Below are 8,889 nucleotides of genomic sequence, written 5' to 3' on the forward strand. Positions count from 1 at the left end.
CACCGCGCCCGGGCCCGCCGTGGCGCAGCCGTCCACCCCGCCCAGCCCGCACGGGCCCGCGGGGCCTCACGGTGGCGTGCAGCTGGGGACCTTCCCGGTCCTCGGCTCGCTGAGCCTGAACGGGCGCTTCGACCTCAACTACGAGCGCATCCATTACAACGACCACCCCTTCAAGTCGGAGGGCGAGAACGCGCTGCGCAGCTACCACCACTTCCTCTTCCTGACGCGGCAGTCCGCCGAAGACCCGGTGACCCTCACCCTGGAGGTCCTGTCACTCCAGTTCTGGGAGGTGGGCTACCGGGTGGGCGGCGCGTCCTGGCCGGTGAAGGTGTTCGCCAAGGGGGGCAAGATCCTGGTGCCCTTCGGCGGGGATCCGCTCTTCCATCACAGCTACGGAGGGCTCGCGGGCTTTGATCAGCGGGTGCTTCCGGTGGTGTTCGCCCGGGAAGGGCTGACGGTGAACGTGGAGCGCCGCCTGGGGCCGCTCGCCCTCTCCGGTGACGCCTACGTCATCGCCGGCTACCGGCTGAAGCGTGCCGACGCGGTGCTCAACCTCCAGTCGGACCTGGCACCGCTGGAGGACACCCCCCTGGGCGTCGGCGCGAGGCTTGGCGGCGCGTGGGGCCCCATCAACGTCTGGTACTCGCCCTACTTCAATTCGCTGGGCTTCGGGCGCCGCCTGTTCCTCCAGGCACTGGACGTGGCGGTGTGGCGTCCGCGTGGGCTCCCGGTGCTGGAGCACTTCTCGCTGGGCGCCGGGCTGCTGCGCGCGGACGTGTCCGGAGGCGAGGCGGAGGGCTACGGCGGGCCGGGCGCGGACTACTACCACTTCGCCAGCTACCTCCAGCTGCGCTACCACCCCACGGACTGGCTCTACGTCCAGTACCGGCAGGGGCTGCGCACCTTCGGAAACCGCCGGGGCCTCATCCTGGACTCGAACGCGCTCACCCGCGAGGACGCCTCCAGCCACAACGTGGGCGTGGTCGCGCGGTGGCGGGGCTTGAGCGCCGGCCTCTTCCAGTTCTGGAACCTGGAGAAGGTCGACGAAACGCCGGACGACTTCACGCGGCTGGTGGTGGCCTATGAGTTCTGACACCCGCACCGCGCTCCTCGCGACGCTGCTCACGCTGGCCCTGGGCTGCGCCGACTTCGAGCGGGGTCCCGTCTCCGCCGACGCCGGCCCGCCCCCCACCGATGGCGGTGGCGGAGGGGACGCGGGAAGCGCCGTGTCCTTCGCGAGCGACGTCCATCCGCTCCTCACCTCCGGCTGCCAGAGCTGCCATCGCGGCGGGGGCGCCGCGGGCAACACCTCCTTCCTGCTGACGGGCGATGCCGACGCGGACTACGCGGCGGTCATCTCCCTCACGGACACCTCCAACCCCTCCGCCAGCCGGCTGCTGCGCAAGACCTCCGGCGCGGGCCACGGCGGCGGAGCCATCTACGGGGAGGGCTCCCCGGAGTACCAGACCCTCCTCGCGTGGATCTCCGCAGGCGCCCAACCATGACGCACCTTCCTTCCGAGGCGGCCCCCATGAGACGACCCCTCCTGCTGCTGCTGCTCTGCGTGCTGAGCGCCTGCGCCAAACTGGAGACGCCCCACCCGGAGGTCGTCACGGACGGTCCGCACTCGGTGCTCGTGGGCCAGTCCATCCAGCTCACGGCCACCACGCGCGAGTCCACCGACGACGGCTACCGCTGGGAGAGCGAGGCCCCGGCCATCGCCACCGTGGACGACTCCGGCCAGGTGACGGGCGTCAGCGCGGGGGAGACCGCCATCAAGGTCACCGGCACGAAGTCGAAGCTGGAGGCGCGCCACGTGGTGGTGGTGATGGGCAGCCTCGCGAGCGACGGGGGCGTCGACCCCAGCCAGGTGCCCTACTACCTCGCCTGGTCCGGCTCTCCGCACGCGGACACCACCGCCGAGGCCTTCTCCCACTGGAACCAGGACGGCCTCGTCCCCGCCAGCTGCGCGCGTTGCCACAGCTCCGAGGGCTACATCGACTTCCTGGGCGGTGACGGATCCTCGCCCGGCAGGGTGGACGCCCCCGCGCCGGCGGGGTCGGTGGTCCGCTGCGAGACGTGCCATGACAGCGCCGCCGCGAGCCTGACCGCGGTCACCTTCCCCGCGGGCAAGCAGGTCACCGGCCTGGGCCCGGAGGCACGCTGCGTGGTGTGTCACCAGGGGCGCGCCTCCGGCAAGGACGTGGACGCGCAGATTGCGGACGCGGGCGTGGTGGGCGAGGACACCGCCTCCGCCGCGCTGGGCTTCACCAACATCCATTACTACCCCGCGGGCGCGACGCTCTTCGCCAGTCAGGCCGCGGGCGGCTACCAGTACGCGGGCCAGGTCTACGACTCGCGCTTCCGTCACGTGCCCAACTTCGACAAGTGCAACGAGTGCCACGACCCGCACACCACGCGAGTCCGCTGGGAGGCCTGCGCCACCTGCCACCCCGGTGTGACCGACGTCACGAAGGCCTGGGACATCCGGCAGATCGCCTCGCGCAACCAGGACTACGACGGGGACAACAACCGCACCGAGGGCATCTACTACGAGCTCCAGGGCCTGCGGGACCGGCTGCTCGCCGCCATCCAGCGCTACGGCGCGGAGCGGGCCCAGCCCATCTGCTACGGCAACACGCACCCGTACTGGTTCCGCGACACCAATGGGGACGGGACGTGCGGCCCAAGCGAAGCCGTCGCGGCCAACACGTACGCCAGCTGGACGCCCCGCCTGCAGAAGGCGGCGTACAACTACCAGCTGTCCCGGGTGGATCCGGGCGCGTTCGCGCACAACGCGAAGTACATCCTCCAGCTGCTGCACGACTCCACCCAGTCGCTGAACACCGCGCTGAGCGTGCCCTTCGACACGTCGCTGCTGGTGCGCAACGACCCGGGCCACTTCAACGGCGCCAGCAAGGCGGCGCGCAACTGGGACTCGAGCGAGACCGTCCAGGCCAGCTGCTCGCGCTGCCACAGCGGCGCGCAGGGCTACCGCTTCTTCGTGCAGTACGGCGTCGGGCAGCTGGTGCCGGAGACCGCCAACGGCCTGGAGTGCTCCACCTGCCACGAGAACTTCGAACCGGACTACGACGTCTTCGTCCCCGCCCAGACGTGGCTGCCGGACGGCAAGACGGTGAACCTGCCGGGCCAGGACAACCTCTGCGCCAACTGCCACATCGGCCGCGCGTCCAAGGCCACCATTGATACGGCGCTGGGCGCGGGGGGCACGCCGCGGTTCCAGAACGTGCACTACCTGCCGGCCGCGGGGACGCGCGAAGGGACGCTGGCGCGGATTGGCTACGAGTACCCCAACAAGACCTACGCCGGGCGGCTCACGCACATGGGCGGCGTGCAGTGCACCAGCTGCCATGTCCCGGGCAAGAGCAACCACACCTTCCGCATCCAGGACGTGTGGAACGAGCGCTGTGAGACGTGCCACGCGGACCAGGGCACGGCGGAGCAGATCCGCCTGGTCCACATGGCGGACTATGACGGCGACGGGAACACGGCGGAGTCCCTGGCGGCGGAGGTGCAGGGCATGGCCGCGCGCCTGCTGACCGCCATGCGCGGGGTGACGGGCAACGGCCTCTGCTACAACGGCGACGTCAATCCGTACTTCTTCAAGGACACGGACAAGGACGGCACCTGCGGCGCCACCGAGTCCGTCTCCGCCAACGCGTTCGCGCCGTTCACGCCGGCGCTGGTGAAGGCCGCCCACAACTACCAGCTGAGCAAGAAGGACCCCGGCGCCTGGGCCCACAACTTCAACTACGTCGGGCAGCTCCTCTACGACAGCGTGGAGGACCTCACGGGGGTGGCCCCCTTGAACATGCTCCGGCCTTGAGGCTGGAATCCGCGTGTGCGCGCCGTCACTCGCCGGGACAGGCCCGGCGGGCGCGGTCGCCGAGGAACGCGGACCCATGAAGCCCTTCCTGTTCTCCCAGCCCTTCAAGCCGGCGCGCCTGGCCTCCAGGGCGTTGCTCGTCCCCCTGCTCCTGCTGCTGGGAGGCCCTGTCGCCTGTGGCGATGACGGCCCGGATGATCCCCGTCCCGACAGCGGCACCCCGCCGCCCGTGGACGCCGGCTTCGATGCGGGCACGCGCACCGACGCGGGCACGGACGTGGACGCGGGCGCCGGCACGGACGCGGGCACGGAGGACGATGCAGGCACGGAAGCCGACGCGGGCCCCTACGACGCGGGCACCTACGACGCGGGCCCCTACGACGCGGGCGTCGACCTGGACGGGGGCATCTACTACCCCGACGCGGGCATCGACATGGACGCGGGCACCGACGGTGGCGTGCTGGGGTGCACGCCCAGCGGCTGGGTGGATCAGGCGCCGGACCTGAGCGTCATCCAGAACACGTCGCTCGACATCAAGGCCCGGCTGGAGGCCATCCCAGGCCTGACCGTGGTGCAGGAGCGGACCAGCAACGTCCCCGTCGGCTACCGGTTCTTCGTCCTGAAGTACAACCAGCCGGCGGACCACGCCCACCCGGAGTGCCAGCGCTTCGAGCAGGACGTCACGCTACTGCACAAGGCGGACACCAGTCCCATGGTGCTCTCCACGAGCGGCTACAACCTCACCCTCAGCACCGGCCGCACGGAGCCCACCCAGCTCCTGTCCGCGAACCAGGTCTCCGTCGAGCACCGCTTCTTCGAGGAGAGCACCCCGGCCCCCGCGGACTGGAGCCACCTCACCATCCGCCAGTCCGCGGATGACTTCCACCGCCTCACCCAGGCGCTCAAGCTCATCTACACCGGCAAGTGGGTGTCCACGGGCGGCAGCAAGGGCGGCGAGACGGTGGTGTTCTTCCGCCGCTTCTACCCGGATGACGTGGACGCCACCGTGGCGTACGTGGCGCCCATCGCGAAGCGCAACGACGAGCGCTTCGTGACCTTCCAGGAGACCGTGGGCGGAGACGCGCAGCTCGCGTGCCGCGAGCGCCTGTGGGCCTTCCAGCGCGAGGTGCTCTCGCGGCGGGACCGGATGCTCACCCTCGTGGACGAATACGCCACGAACAACAACCTGACGTACTCCCAGCTGGGCCGCGAGCTGGCGCTGGAGCACGCCGTCATCGAGACCTACTTCGCCTTCTGGCAGTACTTCCCCGCGTCGACCTGCGCCACGTACATCCCCGAAGCCACAGCCACCACGCCGGATGGGGACCTGTTCGAAGCGCTGGACACCGTGGTCGGCATCAACTCGTTCTCGGACCAGGGCATCACCCCGTACGCGGCCTACTACTACCAGGCCGCGGCGGAGCTGGGCTGGCCCCAGCCCTATGAGAAGCACCTGGGCGCGCTCATCCACTTCCCGGACACCGACACCGGCGAGGTGTACTCGCCGCCGGGCATCCCGTTCGTCTTCCGCCCGGAGGCCATGCCGGACATCCAGGATTGGGTGTCCACGCAGGGCCAGCGCCTGATGTTCATCTACGGCAGCTACGACCCGTGGACGGCGGCGGCCTACGTGCTGGGCAACGCGCAGGACTCCTACCTGTACACGGTCCCGGGAGGCACGCACGGCTCGCGCATCAGCCAGCTGCCCGCGGCCCAGCAGGCGGAGGCGAAGGCCACGCTCAACCGCTGGATGGGCATCGCCCCGCTGAAGCGCGCGCCCAAGTACCTGCGCTCGGAGGAGCCGCCCATCGTCGGCCCCCACGTGCCGCCCCGCCTGCGCTAGGCGTCGCGGAACCAGGCCTCTTCAGCGACCCATCTTGTACGGCCCGCCCCGCTCCAGCGCCCGCTGGTACGCGGGGCGCGCATGGAGCCGGTCGAGGTAGGCCGTGAGGTTCGGCAGCTCCGCCAGCAACCGGAAGGACTTCGCGGCCTCCAGCACGAAGCTCAGCTGGATGTCCGCGCCCGTCAGTGAATCACCCACCAGGTACTCACGGCCCTGGAGCGCGCCCTCCAGGTACGTGAGGTGGTTCTTCAGCTCGGAGTCGATGCGCGGCTTGATGGGCGCCGCGGCGTCCCCCAGCCGCTTCACGTAGAGCTGCTGCACGATGGGCAGCATCGCGGAGCCCTCCGCGTAGTGGAGGAAGTGCGTGTAGCGGTCCAGGTCCTCCGGCGCGGGCGAAAGCCGGCCCTGGCCGTACCTGCGGATCACCGACTCGATGATGGCGCCGGACTCCGCCAGCACGCGGCCGCCGTCCTCCACCAGCGGCGACTTGCCCAGCGGGTGGATGGCCTTGAGCTCCGGCGGAGCGAACCCCGTCTTCGGGTCGCGCTCGTAGCGGACGACCTCGTAGTCGAGCCCCAGCTCCTCCAGGAGCCAGAGGATGCGCTGCGAGCGGGATTCGGAGAGGTGGTGGACCTTCAACATGAGGGGAGGGCTCCTGGCACGTGCGCCGGGCACACTCTCCCAGGTCGCTCCTCCGGACCCGCGTCATCCGGAGGAGCGGTGTTCAGCACTAGAACGCGGCGCCGCTGGCGCGCTTGCCGGGCGAGCTCGTCAGGCTGGACACACCTGTGTGCAGCACGAAGGAGCCCGTGGAGGCCCCATCCGGGCCGCGGTTGGCGGACACACCGTCCGTGCCCGAGAGCGACGAGGCGAACGTGGCCGTGTCCACCACCGTGCCGGCGCTGTTCTTCACCGTGACGGTGTCACCGCTGTTGCCCAGGTTCAGCATGCCCGTGGACGCGGCCACCGCGCCCACCGTGCCGGAGGGGATGCCCGCCGCGCCGCCAAACACCACCACCGCCTTGCCCGCCGCCACCGTGGTGCCGCTGGCGAAGGTGTGGCGCACGCCCGTGCCGTCCGACACGGTCCAGCCGCCCAGGTCCACCGCCGCGGTGCCGCTGTTCACCAGCTCCACGAACTCGCCGTTCACATCCGAGCCCGGCTCGTTGAGCAGCACCTCGTTGATGAACACCTTGCCCGTGCCGCCGCCGGTGCCGCCCGTGGTGATGGTGAAGGCCGCGTTGGACAGGTCCGTGACGGTGGCGTTGCTCGCGTCGCTCACGCGCACCCACGCGGTGGTGCTGGCGCTGGAGGGCACCGTCCACGCCACGCCGCCTCCTGAAGCGCCCGTGCTGGACGTGATGGCGGTCCACGTGGAGCCGTTCAGGGAATACTCCACCTTCACGTTGGTGATGCCGGACGCCGTCCAGGTGATGGTCTGCGAGGAGCCCGCCGGCCAGCTCTCACCGCCGTTGGGCGACAGCACCGTCACGGACGAGGACGTGGCGCTGTCCCCCGGGATGAGGAAGTCCTTGATGACGCCCATGTGCTGCATGCCGGACGCGCCGCTGTCACCCGACAGCGCCGGGGAGATGTCGGAGAGGGGCGAGTACACGCGCGTGTCCACCACCAGGCCGTTGGCGAACGTGCTGGAGCCCATGACCACCGGCGTCTGGTAGGCGCGCAGGTCGTTGTCCACCAGCACGTGGTCGTACGGCGAGTTGCGGCCCGCGTTGGTGTTGGTGTTGCCATTCTTGTCCGCCGGGTACGGCGACGCCGTGGACACCACGCTGGAGAAGGTGCTGAAGGTCGCCTCGCCGCGGCTGCCGGTGTTGAAGTCACCGCCGATGACCAGGTAGTCGCTGGCGGGCACGTTGGCGTTGATGAACTTCACCAGGTTGGACGCCTCCGTGTTGCGGACGCTGGAGCCCGTCGTCAGCAGGTGCACGCTGATGGCCCACAGGTCCTTGGGCCCCGGGATGTCGATGCGCGCCCACGCGAAGTCGCGGTTGGACACCTGCGTGTCGTCCCACTCACCGGCGGCGATGATGGGGTAGCGGCTGATGATGCCGTTCGGAATCTGCGCGCCGCCCTCGCGGTAGTAGGAGAAGCCCGTGCCGAACGCCGTATCCACGAAGCCGCGGAGGTCCGCCGCGGAGTCCGTCTTGTAGTTGAACTCCTGGATCATCACGATGTCGGGGTCGGTGCCCTGGAAGATGCGGATGCCGTGGCCCGGGTCGTAGTCCTGCCCCGTGCCGCTGCTCAGGTTGGCCGCCATCAGGCGCAGCCGCACGTTCAGCGCGTCCTCGCGCGCCACCAGACGCGGCGCCGTCTCCTCCGCGTCCGCCTCCACGGAGCCACCGCACGCGCTCAGCGCCGCGCACAGCAGCGTGAAGGACCACGTACGCCAAAAGGTGGCGGACCGCGGGAAGAGGTCTTGTTTCAGGCTCACGATGTTTCATCCTGCTCCCGGAAAAAGCCGGAAGCCGTAGAGGTTCATGGACGTCACGGCAGGGCCGCGGACGCAGTATTCCGCGTACACGACGCCACCGCCGTTTATCCGTCACATTCCTTGAAACGTTGCGTGAGCGGCGCATCCCGCCCGGCGGGGACGCGCAATGTTACGCATTGTTACATCGCGGCCGTGGTGGACAGCGCGACGAAGGCGTAGCGCAGACCTTTACCCAGGGTGACGAAGACGACGAAGGGAAAGGGCCGCACGCCCACGAAGCCGCCCGCGAGCACGAACGCGTCCCCCAGGATGGGCAGCCACGCCATGAGCAGCGCGGGCGCCCCCCAGGTGCGCAGGTTCGCCTCCACGCGCGCCATGCGGGGGCCCTCCTTCTCCCGGCGGCGCGCCACCCAGCGGCCCACCGCGCCGCCTCCGCCGCGAGACACCCACTGACCCAGGATGTAGAGCGTCAACGCGCCCAGCACATTGCCCACGGTGGCGACGACGGTGGCCACCACCGGCGGCGTGCCGTTGTAGATGAGGGCGGCGAGCATCGCCTCGGAGGGCACCGGCACCACGGAGCCCGCCAGCATGGCGACGAAGAACATCCCGGGAAGGCCCCAGGTGGACAGGACGGACGGCTCGGCGGGCATGGGAGGCCTGGGGCCATACACCCGCGGCGGGGCTTTCGTCTTCTCCCGCGTCGCCGCTCCCCTGCCCTCCACCCTGCCCCCCGGTGCCGGAGGC

Annotated in this window: 7 protein-coding genes; 4 read left to right on the forward strand and 3 right to left on the reverse strand. The window is 70.2% G+C overall.

From position 1 onward, the window contains the following. From D7X55_RS43585 to D7X55_RS29960, 4 genes are all read left to right on the forward strand, one after another. Window positions 1–1,093: hypothetical protein (locus D7X55_RS43585; RefSeq protein WP_158626446.1), on the forward strand; the 1,093-nt coding region annotated here is incomplete at its 5' end. Further along, window positions 1,083–1,505 carry a hypothetical protein gene (locus D7X55_RS29950; RefSeq protein ID WP_120550325.1) on the forward strand — a complete coding sequence of 141 codons (423 nt, stop codon included), beginning with the start codon at window positions 1,083–1,085 and terminating at the stop codon, window positions 1,503–1,505. The genes D7X55_RS43585 and D7X55_RS29950, both read left to right, overlap by 11 nt. 26 nt (window positions 1,506–1,531) lie before the next feature. Beyond that, entirely contained in the window at window positions 1,532–3,847 is a 2,316-nt protein-coding gene (locus tag D7X55_RS29955; RefSeq protein ID WP_158626447.1) for an Ig-like domain-containing protein, read from the forward strand. Between the two features lie 76 nt (window positions 3,848–3,923). Continuing rightward, entirely contained in the window at window positions 3,924–5,690 is a 1,767-nt protein-coding gene (locus tag D7X55_RS29960) for a S28 family serine protease (protein ID WP_121724852.1), read from the forward strand. Between the two features lie 21 nt (window positions 5,691–5,711). Here D7X55_RS29960 and D7X55_RS29965 read toward each other — a convergent pair whose 3' ends face one another. The 3 genes from D7X55_RS29965 to D7X55_RS29975 form a co-directional block, all read right to left on the reverse strand. Beyond that, on the reverse strand, window positions 5,712–6,332 hold the full coding sequence (locus D7X55_RS29965; protein WP_121724853.1) for a glutathione S-transferase family protein: 621 nt from the start codon (window positions 6,330–6,332) through the stop codon (window positions 5,712–5,714). Window positions 6,333–6,420: 88 nt separating this feature from the next. Further along, a complete protein-coding gene (locus D7X55_RS29970) occupies window positions 6,421–8,136 on the reverse strand; it encodes a lamin tail domain-containing protein (RefSeq protein ID WP_407921793.1) in 1,716 nt (571 codons plus the stop codon). Window positions 8,137–8,321: 185 nt separating this feature from the next. Then, window positions 8,322–8,795 (reverse strand): YqaA family protein, encoded by a 474-nt coding sequence (locus D7X55_RS29975; RefSeq protein WP_121724855.1) that lies wholly within the window; start codon window positions 8,793–8,795, stop codon window positions 8,322–8,324. Window positions 8,796–8,889 lie beyond the last annotated feature (94 nt).

Source organism: Corallococcus sp. AB049A, assembly GCF_003668885.1.
Taxonomy (GTDB): domain Bacteria; phylum Myxococcota; class Myxococcia; order Myxococcales; family Myxococcaceae; genus Corallococcus; species Corallococcus interemptor.